Source organism: Marinobacter gudaonensis (assembly GCF_900115175.1).
Classification (GTDB): Bacteria; Pseudomonadota; Gammaproteobacteria; order Pseudomonadales; family Oleiphilaceae; genus Marinobacter; species Marinobacter gudaonensis.
The window spans coordinates 833424-850652 of sequence record NZ_FOYV01000001.1 but is presented as its reverse complement, the minus strand read 5'-3'; the positions used below and the strand labels follow the sequence as shown (position 1 = coordinate 850652).

Annotated in this window: 14 protein-coding genes; 7 read left to right on the top strand and 7 right to left on the bottom strand. The window is 60.0% G+C overall.

Going from position 1 to position 17229, the window contains the following annotated elements:
- The first annotated feature begins 18 nt into the window (after window positions 1-18).
- On the top strand, window positions 19-2943 hold the full coding sequence (locus tag BM344_RS03835) for an insulinase family protein (RefSeq protein ID WP_091986221.1): 2925 nt from the start codon (window positions 19-21) through the stop codon (window positions 2941-2943).
- A gap of 58 nt (window positions 2944-3001) precedes the next feature.
- Here BM344_RS03835 and ppsR read toward each other — a convergent pair whose 3' ends face one another.
- Entirely contained in the window at window positions 3002-3817 is an 816-nt protein-coding gene (gene ppsR, locus BM344_RS03830) for a posphoenolpyruvate synthetase regulatory kinase/phosphorylase PpsR (RefSeq protein WP_091986219.1), read from the bottom strand.
- Window positions 3818-3975: 158 nt separating this feature from the next.
- Here ppsR and ppsA point away from each other — a divergent pair, with 158 nt between their 5' ends.
- Window positions 3976-6348: a phosphoenolpyruvate synthase gene (ppsA, locus tag BM344_RS03825; RefSeq protein WP_091986216.1), complete on the top strand. Its 2373-nt coding sequence runs from the start codon at window positions 3976-3978 to the stop codon at window positions 6346-6348.
- Between the two features lie 30 nt (window positions 6349-6378).
- Window positions 6379-6858: a ribonuclease E activity regulator RraA gene (rraA, locus tag BM344_RS03820; protein ID WP_091990775.1), complete on the top strand. Its 480-nt coding sequence runs from the start codon at window positions 6379-6381 to the stop codon at window positions 6856-6858.
- Between the two features lie 55 nt (window positions 6859-6913).
- On the opposite strand, the gene BM344_RS03815 is transcribed toward rraA, so the two are convergent.
- The 3 genes from BM344_RS03815 to BM344_RS03805 form a co-directional block, all read right to left on the bottom strand.
- Complete coding sequence (locus tag BM344_RS03815; RefSeq protein ID WP_091986215.1) at window positions 6914-7204, bottom strand: PilZ domain-containing protein; 291 nt, start codon at window positions 7202-7204, stop codon at window positions 6914-6916.
- Window positions 7205-7208: 4 nt separating this feature from the next.
- Window positions 7209-7880, bottom strand: coding sequence for a TIGR04211 family SH3 domain-containing protein (locus BM344_RS03810; protein ID WP_091986212.1), 672 nt, complete (start codon window positions 7878-7880; stop codon window positions 7209-7211).
- Window positions 7881-8001: 121 nt separating this feature from the next.
- Window positions 8002-8301: a YciI family protein gene (locus tag BM344_RS03805; protein ID WP_091986211.1), complete on the bottom strand. Its 300-nt coding sequence runs from the start codon at window positions 8299-8301 to the stop codon at window positions 8002-8004.
- 151 nt (window positions 8302-8452) lie between these two features.
- On the opposite strand from BM344_RS03805, the gene BM344_RS03800 reads away from it, so the two are divergent.
- Window positions 8453-9307, top strand: a complete 855-nt coding sequence (locus tag BM344_RS03800; RefSeq protein ID WP_228143547.1) for a PHP domain-containing protein — start codon at window positions 8453-8455, stop codon at window positions 9305-9307.
- On the opposite strand, the gene BM344_RS03795 is transcribed toward BM344_RS03800, so the two are convergent.
- Together BM344_RS03795 and rne are read right to left on the bottom strand one after the other, a co-directional pair.
- Window positions 9304-9846, bottom strand: coding sequence for a YecA/YgfB family protein (locus BM344_RS03795; protein WP_091986206.1), 543 nt, complete (start codon window positions 9844-9846; stop codon window positions 9304-9306). The genes BM344_RS03800 and BM344_RS03795 overlap by 4 nt on opposite strands.
- A gap of 3 nt (window positions 9847-9849) precedes the next feature.
- Window positions 9850-13068: a ribonuclease E gene (gene rne / locus BM344_RS03790; RefSeq protein WP_091986204.1), complete on the bottom strand. Its 3219-nt coding sequence runs from the start codon at window positions 13066-13068 to the stop codon at window positions 9850-9852.
- A gap of 606 nt (window positions 13069-13674) precedes the next feature.
- Between rne and rluC the strand changes: the two genes are divergently transcribed.
- The 3 genes from rluC to BM344_RS03775 all read left to right on the top strand — a co-directional run bounded on the left by rluC (window position 13675) and on the right by BM344_RS03775 (window position 16506).
- Complete coding sequence (gene rluC, locus BM344_RS03785; protein WP_091986203.1) at window positions 13675-14736, top strand: 23S rRNA pseudouridine(955/2504/2580) synthase RluC; 1062 nt, start codon at window positions 13675-13677, stop codon at window positions 14734-14736.
- Window positions 14733-15380 (top strand): HAD family hydrolase, encoded by a 648-nt coding sequence (locus tag BM344_RS03780; RefSeq protein WP_091986200.1) that lies wholly within the window; start codon window positions 14733-14735, stop codon window positions 15378-15380. Before rluC ends, BM344_RS03780 begins: the two co-directional genes overlap by 4 nt.
- Window positions 15381-15456: 76 nt before the next feature.
- A complete protein-coding gene (locus BM344_RS03775) occupies window positions 15457-16506 on the top strand; it encodes a S49 family peptidase (protein WP_091986198.1) in 1050 nt (349 codons plus the stop codon).
- Here the strand turns inward: BM344_RS03775 and BM344_RS03770 are convergent.
- On the bottom strand, window positions 16503-17120 hold the full coding sequence (locus tag BM344_RS03770; RefSeq protein ID WP_091986197.1) for a Maf family protein: 618 nt from the start codon (window positions 17118-17120) through the stop codon (window positions 16503-16505). The two genes, BM344_RS03775 and BM344_RS03770, sit on opposite strands and share 4 nt — an antisense overlap.
- Window positions 17121-17229 lie beyond the last annotated feature (109 nt).

The following is a 17229-nucleotide window of genomic DNA, read 5'->3' as shown; positions in this document are numbered from 1 at the left end:
AAAGACAGGATAGATTGAATGGCTGCAGTGATCGACAACGCAATTCATCCGGCCTTTGAGAAGCTTCGCAGTCACCGGATCGACACCCTCAACCTTGAGGTCGAGGAGTATCGCCACAAGAAAACCGGGGCCCGGCACCTGCACCTGGCGGCCGACAACGATGAGAATGTGTTCTTCGTTGCGCTTCGGACCTTCCCGATGGATTCCACTGGCGTTGCCCACATCCTGGAGCACACGGCGCTGTGTGGCAGTGAGCGTTACCCCGTGCGGGATCCGTTCTTCATGATGATCCGCCGGTCGCTGAACACGTTCATGAACGCCTTCACCAGCAGCGACTGGACTGCCTATCCCTTTGCCAGCATGAACCGGAAGGATTTCGACAACCTGTTGTCGGTGTACCTTGATTCGGTGTTCTTCTCGAAGCTGGATCCGCTGGACTTTGCCCAGGAGGGGCATCGCCTGGAGTTCGACAAGCCGGAGGATCCGTCCACGGATCTGGTCTACCGGGGCGTTGTCTATAACGAAATGAAGGGCGCCATGAGCTCGGCCACCTCTCAGCTCTGGCAGAACCTGAGCAGCCACCTGTTCCCGACAACCACGTATCACTACAACAGCGGTGGCGAGCCCGATCACATTGTGGATCTCAGCTATGAGGATCTGGTCAGTTTCTACCGCCATCACTATCACCCGAGCAATGCGATTTTTGCCACCTACGGCAACATCCCGGCCCGGGAGCACCACGAGAAGTTCGAGGAGTTGGCGCTCAAGCGTTTTGACCGTCTTGATATCGAGCTCCCGGTGCGGGACGAGAAGCGCCTGTTCGCGCCGGTGCGCGTCGAGCAGGGTTATGCGGTGAACGAAGGCGAGGGCACCGAGAACAAGACCCACATAGTGGTGGGCTGGCTGCTCGGACACAGCTTTGATCTCCAGGAAAATCTGGAAGGCCAGCTGCTCTCTGCGGTGCTTCTGGAAAACAGTGCATCGCCTCTGATGCGTGCCCTGGAAACCACCGATCTGGGCCATGCGCCATCGCCCATGTGCGGCCTTGAGGATTCCAACCGGGAAATGACCTTCGTCTGCGGCATCGAAGGCAGCGAGCCGGAAAAGCAGAAAGATCTGGAAGCCCTGATTGAATCCACGCTGCTGAATGTGGTGGAGGAGGGCGTCAGCGAAGAACGGCTGGAGGCGATCCTGCACCAGTTGGAATTGCACCAGCGCGAAATTGCCGGCGACAGCTTCCCCTATGGCCTGCAACTGATCATGAGCGCCATCGCGCCGATGGTGCATGGCGGCGATCCTGTGGAGCTGCTGGACCTGGAGCCCGTTCTGGCGAATCTGCGCGAGAAAATTCGTGACCCGCAGTACGTGCCGGACCTGATCCGTCGCAAACTGCTCGAAAACCCGCACCGGGTCACGCTGACCCTGCGTCCGGACGAAAAACTGGAGCACCGCCGGCAGGCGGCGATTCGGGAAGCCCTGGCCCGTCGCAAGGCCGAGCTGACCGAAGACGAAGTCCGGATGATTGTTGAGCGCGCTCGTGCCCTGGAAGAACGCCAGATGCGCAAGGACGACGACTCCATTCTGCCGAAGGTGGACCTGTCGGACGTCCCGCTACAGATGCCCGAACCCGAGGGCCGTTACGACGGCGACATTGCCGCCACGGTCTACGCTCGGGGCACCAACGGCCTGGTCTACGAGCAGGTGGTGGTGCCCATGCCGGCGCTCACCGAGGAAGAGCTGCTGCTGGTGCCGTACTACACGACGCTGATCTCCGAGGTGGGCTGTGGGGAGCTGGATTACCTGCAGATGCAGGACCGGATTTCCGCGGAATCCGGCGGTATCGGTGCGTCGTTCAGTGCCAAGGGCCGCATAGACGATGTTCAGGACCTCTCCGGGTACATCATATTCAACGGCAAGGCCTTGGCCCGGAACCGCAGCGCCCTGACCAGGCTACTTCGGGATGTCTGCTCCGGCGCCCGCTTTGACGAGCATGAGCGGATTCGCGAGATCATTGCCCAGATTCGCGCCCGTCGCGAACAGGCGGTGACCGGCAGTGGTCATGCTCTGGCCATGGGCGCGGCGTCACAGGGCATGAGCCCGGGCGCCTGGCTGTCCTTCCGTCTGGGCGGGCTGGCCGGTATCAAGGGCACCAAGGAGCTGGATCGGGCGCTAAAGGATGCCGGTGAGCTGGCGGCTCTATGCGACAAGCTGGCGGCGCTGCATGACAAGATCCGCCATCAGGCCCGCGAGTTCCTGGTGATTGGTGAAGAGGAGCAGCTGCCGGCCATGGTGGACGACCTCAAGTCCGCCTGGGGTGACGTGCCTGGTGTTTCTGCGTCTGCCTGGAAGATGGATCCGGTCAACTACACCACCCGTCAGGCATGGCTTACCTCAACGCAGGTGAACTTCTGCGCCAAGGCTTACAATACCGTGCCCGTGGATCACCCCGACGCCGCGGCGCTGACTGTGCTGGGTGGTTTCCTTCGTAACGGTTACCTGCACAGAGCCATCCGCGAGAAGGGCGGTGCCTATGGCGGCGGCGCCGGCCAGGACAGTGTGAACGGTACCTTCCGGTTCTTCTCCTACCGGGATCCGAGGCTGGAGGACACGCTGGCGGATTTTGACAAGGCCCTGGAGTGGTTGCAGTCCAATGAGCACGATTATCAGGAGCTGGAAGAATCCATCCTGGGTGTCATTGGTCAGTTGGACCGGCCTCGCTCACCGGCTGGCGCTGCCCGGCACGCTTTCCACAACAAGCTGTTCGGTCGCACGCCGGAGCAACGCGCCCGCTTCCGCGAGCGGGTGTTGTCGGTGACGCTTGACGACCTCAAACGTGTGGCCAGCACCTGGCTGGTGCCGGAAAAAGCCAGCACGGCTGTGGTCACCAGTCCGGAGAACCGGGCCAGGGCGGAAGCGCTTGGCCTGGACATTGAAGAGCTGTAGCAGGCTCAGGGCCGGCTGATTTCGTCAGCCGGCCCTGTTTCACATTACCTCGTTCCGTTCAACGATTGCGCTTCAGTCCTGTGGTCACCATGATCCGCGTGGAAATCTCCTCAATGGAGTAGGCGGTAGTGTTCAGGTAGGGAATCCGCTCACGCCTGTACATCAGTTCGATCTCCTCAATCTCATGCATGCACTGCTGGATGGAAGAATACCGTGAGTTGGGTCGGCGTTCGTTGCGGATGGTGGCCAGACGTTCGGGGTCGATGGTGAGGCCGAAAATCTTCTCTTTATGCGGCTTCAGCGCCGTCGGCATCTGCTGGTCCGCCAGATCTTCCTCGGTAATCGGGTAGTTCGCCGCCTTGATGCCGTATTGCAGGGCAAGATACAGGCAGGTGGGTGTCTTTCCGCTACGGGAAGCACCCACCAGTATCAGGTCGGCCTCATCGTAATGCCGCGTGCGGGCGCCGTCGTCGTTGTCCAGCGCGAAATTCACCGCGTTGATGCGCCGCTCGTAGCTGCCTTCGTTGTTGATCGCGTGGGACTTGCCGACGGAATAGGACGACGAGGATTGCAGCTCCTGTTCCAGCGGATTGAGAAAGGTCCCGAAAATATCCACCATAAAGCCGTCAGCCGTGGCAATGATGTCCCGGATGTCGCTGTTTACGATGGTGTCGAAGACCAGCGGCCTTGCGCCGTCCACCTCGGCGGCCTTGGTAATCCGCTTGACCATCTCCCGGGCTTTGTCCTCGTCGTCAATATAGGGAACGGTGATCCGCTCGAACTCGATCTTTTCAAATTGGGCCAGAAGGCTGTGCCCGAGGGCCTCGGCAGTGAGGCCTGTGCCGTCAGAAATGAAGAAAGCGGTGCGTTTCATGCTGTGAAGTCCAGTTCCTTTGTGCCCTAGGTAATTTCCGCAGGTTACAGTATCATACACGCCAAGTTCGAGACTCCGCAGTGGATATTGCCTGCTTTGCCGCTCTATATCGCTGGCCCGGTTTGCTCTTCGCTACACAGATTCAAGGGAGACGTGCTTTGGAAGATTACATTATTTGGTTTGATCACCTGGGAATGTCCGATGTTGATCGGGTGGGCGGCAAGAACGCCTCTCTCGGCGAAATGATCAGTAATCTCGCCAACGCAGGTGTTACCGTTCCGGGTGGTTTTGCCACCACGGCACACGCCTATCGTGAATTCCTCGCCACCGATGGACTCAAGGAGCGCATCGACAACGCGCTGGACGTTCTGGACATCAACGACGTTAACGAGTTGGCCCGGGTCGGCGCGCAGGTCCGGCAGTGGATTGTTGATACCCCGTTCCCTGACGTCCTCGAGAACGCCCTGAAAGAAGCCTTTGCCAAGCTCCAGGACGGTAACGAGCACATGGCCGTTGCCGTGCGATCCTCGGCTACCGCCGAGGACCTGCCGGACGCTTCCTTTGCTGGCCAGCAGGAAACTTTCCTGAACGTTGTTGGCCTTGAGCAGGTGCGTACGTCGGTCAAGGAGGTGTTTGCCTCCCTGTTCAACGACCGTGCCATTTCCTACCGGGTGCACCACGGCTTCGATCACAAGATGGTGGCGCTGTCGGCCGGTATCCAGAAGATGGTACGCAGTGAAACCGCCGCCAGCGGCGTAATGTTCACCCTGGACACCGAGTCCGGCTTCCGCGACGTGGTCTTTGTCACCGCCTCCTACGGCCTCGGTGAGACGGTGGTGCAGGGTGCGGTGAACCCCGATGAATTCTACGTGCACAAGCCGACGCTTGAAGCCGGGCGCCCGGCGGTGCTGCGCCGCAACCTGGGCAGCAAGGCCATCAAGATGGTTTACCACACCAGCCCGGGCGAGGGTGAGTTTGTGGAAACCGTGAAGGTTGAGCAGGACGACCGCAACCGCTTCTGCATCACCGATGCCGAGGTGGAAGACCTGGCCCGTCAGGCCATGATCATCGAGAAGCATTACCAGCGCCCGATGGACATCGAGTGGGCCAAAGACGGCGATGACGGCAAGATCTACATCGTTCAGGCCCGGCCCGAAACGGTGAAGAGCCGGGCAGCGGCCAACGTCATGGAGCGCTATCTGCTCAAGGAAACCGGCAAGGTGCTGGTGGAAGGCCGCAGTATCGGCCACAAGATTGGCAGTGGCCCGGTGAAGATCATCACCAGTATCAAGGAAATGGACCGGGTGCAGGCGGGCGACGTGCTGGTAACCGACATGACCGACCCGGACTGGGAACCGGTCATGAAGCGGGCGTCTGCCATCGTGACCGATCGCGGCGGCCGTACCTGCCACGCGGCGATCATTGCCCGTGAACTGGGTATTCCGGCGGTGGTTGGCTGTGGCGATGCCACCGAGCTACTGAAGGACGGCCAGGAAGTGACGGTATCCTGTGCCGAGGGTGACACCGGCATGATCTACGAAGGCGCCCTGGATTTCGAACTGCGCGAGAACACCGTGGACTCCATGCCCAACATCCCGTTCAAGATCATGATGAACGTGGGCAACCCGGACCGCGCCTTTGATTTCCAGGCCCTGCCGAACGAAGGGGTTGGCCTGGCCCGCCTGGAGTTCATTATCAACCGGATGATTGGCGTGCACCCCAAAGCGCTGTTGAACTTCGACGGCCTGCCGCGGGACATCAAGCAAACCGTCGAGAAGCGGATCTCCGGCTACAGTTCACCGGTAGATTTCTATGTCGACAAGCTGGTGGAGGGTATCTCCACCCTGGCTGCCGCTTTCGCACCCAAGAAGGTGATCGTGCGGCTGTCGGACTTTAAATCCAACGAGTACGCCAACCTGATTGGCGGCACCCTGTACGAACCGGACGAGGAAAACCCGATGCTCGGTTTCCGTGGTGCGTCCCGGTATATTTCCGAGACCTTCCGGGACTGCTTTGAGCTGGAGTGCCGTGCCTTGCAGAAGGTCCGCAACGAGATGGGCCTGACCAATGTCGAGGTTATGGTGCCGTTCGTGCGTACAGTAGGTGAGGCAGAGCAGGTGGTGAACCTGCTGGCGGAGAACGGCCTGAAGCGTGGCGACAATGGACTGCGCGTGATCATGATGTGCGAACTGCCGGCGAACGCCCTGCTGGCGGACGAGTTCCTCGAACACTTCGACGGCTTCTCCATCGGCTCCAACGATCTGACTCAGCTGACTCTGGGCCTGGATAGGGATTCCGGCATCATCGCGCACCTGTTTGACGAGCGTAATGAGGCCGTCAAGGTGCTGTTGTCCAACGCTATTCAGGCCTGCAAGAAAGCCGGCAAGTACATCGGCATCTGTGGCCAGGGTCCATCCGATCATCCGGATCTGGCGAAATGGCTGATGGAGCAGGGTATTGATACCGTCTCCCTGAACCCGGATTCGGTGCTGGATACCTGGTTCTTCCTGGCCGACGAAAAGATCGACTGAGTTCATTTGCAGGAAAAGGAGAGCAGCAACGTGACCAAGATTATTACCCCGGATCTGTGTGACGAATATCCGGAAGTGCAGGTGGTTGAGCCGGGCTTCAATAACTATGGTGGCAACAAGGCGTTTGGCGGCGAAATCGTGACCGTAAAATGCTTTGAAGACAACTCCGTGGTAAAGGAGCAGGTTGGTCAGCCCGGCAACGGCCGTGTGATGGTCGTGGACGGTGGCGCCTCAAAGCGCCACGCGCTGCTCGGTGACATGCTGGCCGAGAAAGCCGCTAACAATGGTTGGGCCGGCCTGATCATTTACGGTTGTGTACGCGACGTCGACGAGATCGGCAATACCGCTTTGGGCGTCCAGGCGCTGGGTACGCACCCGAGGAAGAGCGAGAAGCGTGGGCTGGGCGACCTGAACGTGCCAGTCACTTTCCACGGTGTGACGTTTCATCCGGGCCACTACGTTTACGCCGACAACAACGGCATCATCGTTTCCGAGAAGCCGCTGGTCTGAGCGATTTCCGCAATCCGGAAACAGAAGCGGCGGCCACTGGCCGCCGCTTTTCGTTTCAGCGAGTGACTTCGCTGATGTTCGTGCCAAGCAGGAATCCGTCTCCCTCGGGCTCACAGCGGATCACCTCACAGACGGTTTCCAGGGGAGGAAACTGGTCACTGCTGGGATGGAGAACGGTCCTGAGTTCCTCACCAGGCGCAATTTCACGGTCCACATACAATTGCATGCCGGTGGCGCTCAGGTCTCGGCACACGCCCCTGAACTGATTGCCCTGACTGTCAGTGATCTCGATCTCAGAGTTCACCTGCATGCGGTGAAAATCACGTTTTTCCGAATAGTCCTTCATGGCATCAGGCCCAGTTGTCGGTCTTTCTTGTTGGTTTGAGCATCGGGATAATCAGCGCTAACAGCACGCCGCCCAGCACCAGGCCAGCTCCCAGCAGCATGAAATCATACTCTTTACTGGCTTCAAGCCGTTCGTTCTCGGCCGTCAGCACTTCGAGGTCGTTACGGATTCGCTGATTTTCCTCCCGAAGCTCCCGGTTACGGCGCTCCAGGTTGATGGAGTCCGCCGCGATGCTCTTGATCCGCTGGAGCTCTTCCTGAAGCTCCTGGGACTTGTTGGAGAGCGAATTCTCGGCGCTCTCGAGGGCATTACGCTCGTTGACCACCTCGCTCAACTGTTCTTTGACCCGGGCAAGTTCTGCGCGGGTATCCTCGAGCTGGCGATTAGCGGTCCTCAGCTGATCGGCGGCGATGGGCGTCTCGCTCAGATATTGGCTGGACACCCAGCCTTCCGTGCCTTTCGGCGTGCGCACGAGTGTATAGCCGGAATCGGAGGTTTCCAGCACCTCCAGAGGGGTACCGCTTGGCACGGCGTTTTCGATAATGCGGAACTGGGAACCGGCACCCGACCTGACAGGGAGATACAACTGGTCGTCGACCCAGACGGTCTTGGCCTGGGCCACGGCGACGGACGATACGGTTAGCAGAGCAATGATGGCAAGGCGAAAAAGCGTCACTGGTTACGTTCCCTGAAATCTGCAATTGAAATCGGAGCCTGATTAAAGGCGCAATTCTGTCACAGATGTCGCCCTGTGCAAGCGGGCCACCATTACAATCCGCTCATGCGGGCGCCGGTAATCACGGCAGCACGGCCTTGAACGGTTTCACGGTGACTTTCTCGTAAACGCCGGCTTCCACATAGGGGTCCGCATCGGCCCAGGCCCGGGCGTCTTCGAGCGAGTCGAATTCAGCAATCACGAGACTACCTGTGAAACCTGCATCACCTGGCTCAGGCGTGTCCAGGGCGGGGTGCGGGCCGGCAACCAGCAGGCGCCCCTCTGCTTTCAACGATTGCAGGCGTTCGATGTGAGCGGGTCGGGCAGGCTGTCGCAGTGGCAGGCTGTTCTCGACATCTTCACTGATAATCGCGTAGTACATTCAGCTCTCCGAAAAGACATTCTGTAAAAGCTACAAGGAATCGATCAGCGGTCGTGCGGTAAAGAGATGGCTGGTAGACTGCAAGGACAGGCTACATTATCGATACGCCACTGATTCAGGATGTTACGTGACTATACCGCAAGACCGGGTTTTGTGCATTGATCTGCATTGCCACAGCACCGCATCGGATGGTGCGTTGTCGCCGGCCGCGCTGGTGGCCCGAGCGGCGGAACAAGGTGTTACTCACCTGGCGCTGACCGATCACGATACCATCACCGGACTGTCCGAAGCGGCTTCCGCCGCCAGGAAACATGATATCCAGCTGATTCCGGGGACGGAGCTATCCTGCCTCTGGAAGAGCCGCACTATTCACGTCGTCGGGCTCGACTTTGACCCGGCCGACCCCGGGCTACTGGCGGCGCTGGAGCAGCAGAACGACAACCGCTGGTCACGGGCACGGATGATCGCCTGTCGGCTGGAAAAGCTGGCGGTGCCGGACCTTTTGGACCGTGCGACCGTAAAGGCCGGCGGCGACGTTCCGGGAAGACCCCACTTTGCAGAGGTTCTGATAGAGCAGGGCGTGGTGCGTAACGCGGCTCAGGCGTTCAAACGCTATCTGGGCACAGGCAAGGCGGGGGATGTAAAAGCCTATTGGCCGGAATTGTCGGAAGTTGTTAACTGGATCAACGCTGCGGGTGGGATTGCGGTACTTGCTCATCCGCGCAAATACCAGCTGACGGCCACAAAGCTGCGGGAACTTACGGCCGATTTTCGCAGGGCAGGGGGACGAGCACTGGAGGTGTCCACCTCCGGCCAGTCAAGCGGAGACCTCGGTTTCCTTGCAGAGTTATGCCGGAAAGAAAAACTGATGGCATCCCAGGGAAGCGATTTTCACTTTCCCGGAGCGCCTTGGTGCGAATTGGGGCGTATCATGAAAATGCCAGACGGGCTTGCACCGGTCTGGCAGAGTTTCAGGCATCCTGTTCTGGAAGCGGCGTCGGCTTAATCCGGCGCGTGGAAGAGCAGGTAAAGGTCGGTCAGCGCGTCCGGGATGGCGTCGGCCATCTGCCGGGACAGCTTCTCGCTGTTACGAACCTTCTGGAAGTCCTCGTCGTCAAATAACCCGGACAGCGTCAGCATGGGCACCATCAGATCCGCGGTCTCCTCCTCGCTCGCGGCCTGAAGCCACTCTTCCTCATGCGCAAGGAAGGTGTCTACAAAGCCCGCGCACCAGTTTTCCAGTGCATTCATCGGGTCACCGTCCTCCGGCTCCGGGAGTTCGAGCGCCTGGCCCATGTCCAGGGCATGAGCCATGTCACGTGCTAATTGCTCGGCGCAGCGCTGGAACACCGGCGGTATGCCGGCGTCGGGGACATCGTCTGTCCCCGTTGCCAACCGGAAGATCTCTTCAGCATCCAGTCCGGTGGGGCCGACCACGCTGGCGCAGACAACCCCGTGGAAGCCGAAGAAGTCCAGGGCGTCATCGCCCCACGGTTCGGCGAAAAGAATGTCTTCCAGCGCTTCAATGTCGGCGTTCGATAACATAGGTCAGTTGCTCCCGGCCTTTTTGGCTTCTTCCGCCGCTCTCTGGCGTTTGCGCACTTCACGCGGGTCATTGTAGGCCCGTCCCGGAGTGACGGGTACGTCCGCAGCCGGTGCTTCGGAAGCCGTGGGCTCTGCTGTCTTCGCCGGCTCGGCTTTGGTCTCGGCGGCTTTTTCAGGTTCAGGCGCCTTGCTGGGTTTCGCCGGCTCAGCCTGGTTTGCTTTGGGTGCCTCGTCCGCCGGCCTGGCAGGACTCTCCGCCTTGGCAGGCTGCTGCTCGGCAGCAGGTGCAGGTTTCGAGGAAGGCTTTGCATTCTCAGCGCCGGTTTTGGCCGGAGCGGCTTCTTTGCCTGACGACGGCTGTTGCTCGGCTGACGGCTCTTTACCCGCTGAAGGCCCTTTATCCGCCGAAGGCTCTTGCCCGACGGCAGGCTTTTGGTCTGCCGAAGGTTTTTTCTCTTCTGACGGCTTACGATCGCTCGCCGGCTTCTGCTCGGCCAATGGCTGGGTCTGCGCTGAGGGCTCTTTATCGGCCGAAGGCGCTTTACCTGCTGAGGGCTCTTTACCAGCTGAGGGCTCTTCACCAGCTGAGGGCTCTTTACCAGCAGAAGATTCCTTACCAGTTGAAGGTTCTGCCTGAGCTGACGGCTCTTTGTCTTTTGCCGGTGCTTTTTCGGCCGACTGGCCCTCGGCTTCGGCTACCTTCTCGTCGGTCTTGGGCGTTGACGTCTCGGTGGCTTCCTGGCGCTTGGGCTCCGGCTTTTCGGTTTTTTCAGTCTTGGGCTCGGGCTTGTTGCCGGAGGTGGCACTCTCTTTCTGAGGCTGTTCCACCTTGCCTTCGACCTTTTCCGGCGCCTTCTGGGCGGCCACCTGCTGTGACGGCTCGTTCCTCAGCTCCTGTTTGTTATCGTCCCGGCCATTCTCGGGCTGGGTGTCCTTCTGGTGCTTCTCGCTGCGGGCCGCCTTGCGGTCTGCCGGAGTGGACGCCGGAGCTTCAGAGGGGGAGCCATCGCGGTTACGCTGACGACGGGGCTTGCGACGCTTGTCGTCGGGGCCGGACTTGTCGGCGGCGCCGGATTTCGCAGCGCTGTCCTGCTGCGCCTGGTCCTTTTGCTCGCGGTTGTCTTTCTGGTCCCTGGACGGCTTGTTGCGACCACGGCCCTGGTTGTCGCGACGATTGTCACGACGGTTGTCAGAACCTTTGTTGTCGCCGCCTTTACCGTCATTACGGTTGTCCGAGCCCTTGTTATCAGAGCTCTTGTTATCAGATCCCTGGCGATTCTGGTTGCCGCGATTCTGGTCGTCGTTGCGACCACGCCCGCGGTTGCGGTTGTCGTCGCCGCGGCCCTGCTGGCCACCCTGGCGCCGGTCGTTACCACTGCGGTTGCCGCCGGAGCGCTGGTCTTCGCCACGGGCAACCCGGGACTTGCGACGGTCCTGGCGACCCTGGTTACGGCGGTCGTCGCGCTGGTTGCGGCCCTGGTCCTGCTGCTCGCCCTGGGTCTGCTCTTCGCCGTTGAAGAAACCGGCAATCTTGCGCCCCAGCCGGCGGAACAGGCCTTCTTCCGGCTCTGTTGTTTCCTCGGCCTTGGTGGCGGCCGGTACCGGAGCTGGTGCGCTCGGACGAATGGCCTTGACGGCCGCCTGTTCGCGAACCGGTTTTTCCGCCGGCGGTGCCTCGAAGATTTCCTCTTCGCGCTCGCTGTATTCCTGGGCCACCTGGTGGCTGGCGATGTGCTCGGGCGTGGTTTCGTCCTGGCGCATCCGGATGATTTCGAAATGCGGTGTTTCCATGTGTGGAACCGGAACCACCACAATGTTTACTTCCTGGCGGGCCTCGATGTCAGCCAGCTGCTTGCGCTTTTCGTTGAGCAGGAAGGTGGCCACGGACACAGGCACCACCGCCCGGACTTCGCCGGTCTTGTCTTTCGAGGATTCCTCGTAGATCAGGCGCATGATGCTCAGCGCCAGGGATTCAATACCACGGATGGTGCCCTGGCCTTCACAACGGGGGCACACCTCGCTGCGTGTTTCACCCAGCGAGGGGCGCAGGCGCTGGCGGGACATCTCCAGCAGGCCAAACCGGGAAATCTTGCCAACCTGAACTCGGGCCCGGTCGATTTCCAGGGCCTCGCGCATCTTCTGTTCAACTTCGCGCTGGTGCTTGGCCGGCGTCATGTCGATGAAGTCGATGACGATCAGGCCACCCATATCCCGCAGACGCAGTTGGCGGGCAATCTCCTCAGCCGCCTCCAGGTTGGTCTGCAGCGCCGTCTCCTCGATGTCCTGGCCCTTGGTGGCCCGGGAGGAGTTGATATCGATTGAAACCAGGGCTTCGGTGGGGTCGATCACGATGGAGCCGCCGGACGGCAACTTCACTTCGCGCTGGAAGGCGGTTTCGATCTGGCCTTCAATCTGGTAGCGGCTGAACAGCGGGATTTCGTCCTTGTACAGCTTGATCTTGTTTTCGAAGGTCGGCATGACTGCGCGCACAAAGGTCAGGACGTCCTCGTAAACGCCATTGGCGTCGATCAGAACCTCACCGATGTCCTGGCGAAGGTAATCGCGGACGGCGCGGATAATGACGTTGCTTTCCTGGTGGATGAGGAAGGGCGCCTTGCGCTCGCCGGCGGCCTGGGTAATGGCTTCCCAGAACTGGACCAGGTAGTCCAGGTCCCACTGCAGTTCTTCGGTGGTGCGGCCGATCCCGGCCGTGCGCACGATGATACCCATTGATTTGGGTACCTGGACATCGTTCATCGCCTCTTTGAGCTGGGCCCGCTCATCGCCCTCGATGCGGCGGGAGATACCGCCGGCTCGCGCGTTGTTGGGCATCAGCACCAGGTAACGGCCTGCCAGGGAGATAAAGGTGGTGAGCGCCGCGCCTTTGTTGCCACGCTCTTCCTTGTCAACCTGGATGATGACTTCCTGGCCTTCGGAGACCACATCCTTGATATTGATCTTGCCCTCGATCTGGCCCGGGGACTTCTTGAAGTATTCTTTGGAAATTTCCTTCAGCGGCAGGAAGCCATGGCGCTCTGCGCCGAAATCGACAAAGGCGGCCTCGAGGCTGGGCTCGACTCGGGTAATACGGCCTTTGTAGATGTTGGCTTTCTTTTGCTCGCGGGAGCTGGATTCAATATCAAGGTCGAACAGACGCTGGCCATCGACCAGGGCAACGCGCAACTCCTCGGGGTGAGTTGCATTGATGAGCATTCTCTTCATGGAAAGAAATCGTTCCTGTCGTTTAAATTGACAGAAAACCGGAGGGGTTCGCACCAGCGAAGCGGAATGTGCGTGCCGCGGGCCCCGTCACATCAGGGGCGGACCGGCGGCCAGACGAATCAGACCCTTTCGGGGATTGATCCTTTTGGTCTGAGACCAACGCCGACGGTCCGGCTGCCTGTAGGCAGGGAGAGGTCGTGTAAGGTTCGTGTCTGTTGACGCATGTTATCCGATGTCAGGTTCACTCAGGTGCCTGGGTCTCACGTCGTATTCGTATGCTGGACGGCCCGGCCCTGGGTGGCAATGATTCTTCGCGATGTCGCCCGCGGTTTTCCGCGTGTTTTCCATCTCCCGGGTACAGGCAACAGTCTTGCAGGGATCTCTTGCAGTGATCTGGCCTGGTCCTCCGGGAGTTCTTCTCTCGCCGTTCCCGGTAATGATTGGGTGCCCGGCGTTCAAACTCTCGAATAGTGTCGGTATACTTCTGCCGCTCCGGCTTCTGACGTGAGTTGGTCAGGCCGTAGACAAACGGCAGAGCACGCCGGAATATAACAGTATTCAGACGGTCGTTCAATCCTGTATTCAAATCGCCACTTAAGGTTCTGCATGTCCCCCAAATCCAGGCGCCCGAACTCGCCAGCATCCGGCGCTGATAAGCCCTCCGTCACTTCCCGGCCAAAGGGCTCCGGCGCTCCTGTTCAAAGCGGGGAGGTTCGTCAGGGCGTTCAATGGGTCACGGTTGACGAAGACAACGAGGGGCAGCGCCTGGATAACTTTCTCCTGGCCCAGTTGCGTGGTGTGCCCAAAAGCATTATCTACCGGGTGGTTCGCAAGGGAGAGGTTCGCGTCAACAAGGGTCGGGTCCGGCCTGATACGCGCCTCAAGGCAGGGGACCAGGTCCGGATTCCGCCGGTGACCCGAAAGCAGAAGCCGGAAACCGTGGCGCCGGGGCCCCGCGTGCAGGGGGTGATGGAAGCGGCCGTGGTGTTCGAGAACGATCAGATGCTGGTGGTCAACAAGCCCTCCGGTATTGCGGTGCATGGTGGTAGCGGTTTGAGCTTCGGGCTCATCGAGGTGCTGCGCTCGGCGCGGCCATCGGCCAGATTCCTTGAACTGGTGCATCGTCTTGATCGGGACACTTCGGGGTTGGTGATGGTCGCCAAGAAGCGCTCGGCCCTGCGCTTCCTGCAGGAGGAGTTGCGTCGCAAACAGATTCGAAAGATCTATCATGCGCTAGTGTCTGGTGACTGGCCCGACGGGGTGGACCGGGTGGATGCGCCGTTACTCCGTTATGAAATGCCGAACGGTGAGCGCAGGGTCAGGGTCGACGACACTGGCAAAGCATCTCTGACCACCTTTCGCTGTCTGGCCCGATATCAGGGCTACAGTCTTGTGGAGGCCTCGCCCGTTACCGGGCGCACCCACCAGATCCGGGTACACAGCGCCCAGGTGGGTCATCCGATTGCGGGCGACGACAAGTATATGGATGATGTCAGCCTCAAAGCGTTCCGGGCGTTTGGTGGGCAGCGCCTGATGCTGCATGCCCGCGTCCTTGAATTCACATTGCCGGTTTCGGGCGAGTCCATGCGGCTGGAGGCGCCCTATGACGAAGCATTCAACAGCGTGCTTGAGAAGCTCGAAGCGCGTTCGAAAGGGACCAGAACATGAACGTCAGAGTGGTGATTTTTGACTGGGACGGGACCCTGGTGGACTCGGTCGAGCACATTGCCGACAGTCTGCACCAGGCAGCGACCGATCTGGGGTATCCGGCCCTTGAGCGGGAAGCATACCGGGACATTATTGGTCTCGGTATGGTGGAGGCGCTGGAGAAGTTGTATCCGGGCATCAGTCGGGAAGAGATGAACCGGATCCGCGAAGGCTATGCTGGCTATTTCTTCAAGAAGGTGACTACGCCGCAGAACGTCTTTGAGGGTATGGCGGATGTGGTTGCAGATCTTCGCAGCGCGGGCCGGCAATGTTCGGTTGCCACTGGCAAGAGTCGCCGTGGGCTGGATTCAGCGCTGGTGTCCAGTGGTCTGGGGAGTCATTTCGAGATCACCCGGTGCGCGGATGAAACCCGTTCCAAGCCCGATCCGACCATGCTCAGGGAAATTCTGCAGTTCTATGGCATCGAGCCCGAGGATGCCGTGATGATTGGTGATACCCGCTACGACCTGGAGATGGCCAGGCGCATTGGCATGCCCTCCATTGGCGTTGAATGGGGTGTCCACAAGCGCGATGTGCTGGGCGACTATGATCCTCACGCCATCGTCGAATCCGTACCCGAACTACGGAAAGTCTTGGGGCTGTGAGGTTGCCTTGCCGTCAGACGGCTGGCCGCCGGGTCGACGGTTGTTAAGGGTCGAGTGTTGTTAACAGGATGCACGCATGAGTGACTGGGAATCGGACAAGCCCGCAGACTGGGGCGACAAGCCTGTCGAACCGGGAAGTGAGAAGGAAAGCAAGCCGCTGTTCGGGCGCAAGTCGCCGAACCTGCCGCCGGAGTCCGGCCGCGACTGGCGACTGATCGAAAAACTGGTGATGTCGCTGCAGGCCGAGCAGCGCCGCAGTCGTCGTTGGGGGATCTTTTTCAAGCTGCTGACCTTCGGCTACCTGTTCGCGCTGCTGTTCATGCTGCGGTTTCCGCTGGGCGAATCCATGGACGCCGTCACCGGTAAGCACACGGCCCTGGTGGAAATCAGCGGCACCATTGCCGCCGATGAGTTGGCCAGTGCCGACAATATTGTCGGTTCCCTGCGCAGCGCCTTTGAGGAAGAGCAGTCCGTGGCTGTGATTCTGAGGATCAACAGTCCCGGCGGAAGTCCGGTGCAGGCCGGTTATGTCTACGACGAGATCCAACGCCTTCGCGAAGACTATCCCGACAAAAAGGTCTATGCGGTGATTTCAGACATCGGGGCCTCCGGCGCCTACTACATTGCCGCTGCGGCCGATGAGATCTACGCGAATCGGGCCAGTCTGGTCGGTTCGATTGGTGTGGTCTCGGGCGGCTTTGGATTTACCGGTGTGATGGACAAGGTTGGTGTGGATCGTCGCTTGTACACCGCCGGCGAGAACAAGGCGTTCCTGGATCCTTTCTCACCGGTCAACGAGGACGAGGTGCAGTTCTGGGAGAGTGTTCTGGAAAGCACTCACGAACAATTTATCGAGGCGGTGAAGCAGGGCCGAGGTGATCGCCTGGCTGATGACGAGCGCCTGTTCAGCGGTCTGGTGTGGAGTGGTGAGCAGGCGGTAGAGCTGGGTCTGGTAGACGGCCTCGGCAGCGCATCTCATGTGGCCCGCCAGATCATCGGTCAGGAAGAGTTGGTGGATTACAGTCGTCGCAAATCGCCCTTCCAGGACATCGTCGATCAACTGGGCGTGGCTTTTGGTGAAGGTTTTGCCAGCCAGATGATCGAGTCTCGCCTGGAGCTGCGCTAACGGGCGATCGCTGCTGGCCGGTCTTCGAGCAGAGGGTTACGGCCCCAGCGGCGAAGCAGCTCATTCAGGGCGATCAGTGGCAGACCAATGAGGGAGTTGGGGTCGCGGCCTTCAAGGGCGTCGAACAGGGTGATACCCAGTCCCTCCATCTTGAAGCTTCCGGCACAGTCGTAAGGTTGCTCCCGCCTCAGGTAGGCCTCGATTTCCCGGTCGGAGAGCTTCCGGAATCTTACCTGGTAGGGCTCGCAAAGGCGCTCAAGCTTTCCCGAATCGGCGTCCAGAAGGGCAAGGCCTGTCAGGAACAGCACCGGATGTCCACTGCTCAGGCGCAGCTGTTCTGCCGCCCGTTCATGGTTCCCCGGCTTGGTGAGTATTGTGCCGTCCGGCAGGCAGGCAATCTGATCCGATCCGATAATCCAGTGTCCGGGGAAGCGGTCTGCCAGTGCCCGGGCCTTGGATTCGGCCAGTCGCAGTGCCAGCGCTTCTCCGGTTTCGCCGTCCAGCGGGGACTCGTCAACGTTCGGGCTGGCACTGGTGAACGGAAGTTCCAGGCGTTGTAACAGGTCCCGCCGGTAAGGTGATGACGAGGCCAGCAGGAGTGGCTTGTAATTCATGGGGCGGGTTCCTTTTGATGACGGCCTTGGCAAACATTCGCGGTCGTTATCGTAAATTACACCTATCTGTCCGGAAAGCCCCGCCAAAAAGCAACGAAGTCTTTGACAG

Coding starts and splice junctions, on each gene's coding strand:
- BM344_RS03835 (WP_091986221.1), top strand. CDS start 19: ATGGCTGCAGTGATCGACAACGCAATTCATCCGGCCTTTGAGAAGCTT.
- ppsR (WP_091986219.1), bottom strand. CDS start 3,817: ATGAAACGCACCGCTTTCTTCATTTCTGACGGCACAGGCCTCACTGCC.
- BM344_RS03815 (WP_091986215.1), bottom strand. CDS start 7,204: ATGAAGGACTATTCGGAAAAACGTGATTTTCACCGCATGCAGGTGAAC.
- BM344_RS03805 (WP_091986211.1), bottom strand. CDS start 8,301: ATGTACTACGCGATTATCAGTGAAGATGTCGAGAACAGCCTGCCACTG.
- BM344_RS03795 (WP_091986206.1), bottom strand. CDS start 9,846: ATGTTATCGAACGCCGACATTGAAGCGCTGGAAGACATTCTTTTCGCC.
- rne (WP_091986204.1), bottom strand. CDS start 13,068: ATGAAGAGAATGCTCATCAATGCAACTCACCCCGAGGAGTTGCGCGTT.
- rluC (WP_091986203.1), top strand. CDS start 13,675: ATGTCCCCCAAATCCAGGCGCCCGAACTCGCCAGCATCCGGCGCTGAT.
- BM344_RS03780 (WP_091986200.1), top strand. CDS start 14,733: ATGAACGTCAGAGTGGTGATTTTTGACTGGGACGGGACCCTGGTGGAC.
- BM344_RS03775 (WP_091986198.1), top strand. CDS start 15,457: ATGAGTGACTGGGAATCGGACAAGCCCGCAGACTGGGGCGACAAGCCT.
- BM344_RS03770 (WP_091986197.1), bottom strand. CDS start 17,120: ATGAATTACAAGCCACTCCTGCTGGCCTCGTCATCACCTTACCGGCGG.